Source organism: Desulfofundulus thermobenzoicus, from assembly GCF_009428905.1.
Classification (GTDB): domain Bacteria; phylum Bacillota; class Desulfotomaculia; order Desulfotomaculales; family Desulfovirgulaceae; genus Desulfofundulus_A; species Desulfofundulus_A thermobenzoicus.
The window spans coordinates 1-441 of record NZ_WHYR01000202.1 but is presented as its reverse complement, the minus strand read 5'-3'; the positions used below and the strand labels follow the sequence as shown (position 1 = coordinate 441).

The following is a 441-nucleotide window of genomic DNA, read 5'->3' as shown; positions in this document are numbered from 1 at the left end:
GAACAGATGAACCCTTTATTGCTTGAATATTCGCCCGAGCTTTGGCACGCCCCGGTTGGTGCCTATTTGGTCAAAAAAGAAGCTGGAATTGATGATCAAAATGTGTTAACAGCTATTGAATTTCATACTTCCGGCAGACCAGACATGACCTTACTTGAAAAAGTCATTTATGTCGCAGATTATATTGAACCAGGACGTCATTTCCCTGGTGTCGAAGAAGTAAGGGAATTAGCAGAACATGATCTAGATCGTGCACTGATCCAATCATTAAAAAACACCATCAGTTTTCTAATGAAAAAGAATCAGCCAGTCTTTCCAGATACGCTTGCTACTTACAACTCGCTTGTGCATAAGAACAACTAAGGAGGAATTTGGATGGATTCATCATCAATTTTAAACGTCGCAGCAGGAGCATGCGATGATAAACGGGCTGAGGATATT

At 40.8% G+C, this 441-nt stretch carries 1 protein-coding gene; it reads left to right on the top strand.

Annotated features, from left to right (window positions below; translation table 11 throughout):
- The coding region (yqeK, locus tag GFC01_RS18235) for a bis(5'-nucleosyl)-tetraphosphatase (symmetrical) YqeK (protein WP_152948518.1) at nucleotides 1-363 on the top strand (363 nt) is incomplete at its 5' end.
- Nucleotides 364-441 lie beyond the last annotated feature (78 nt).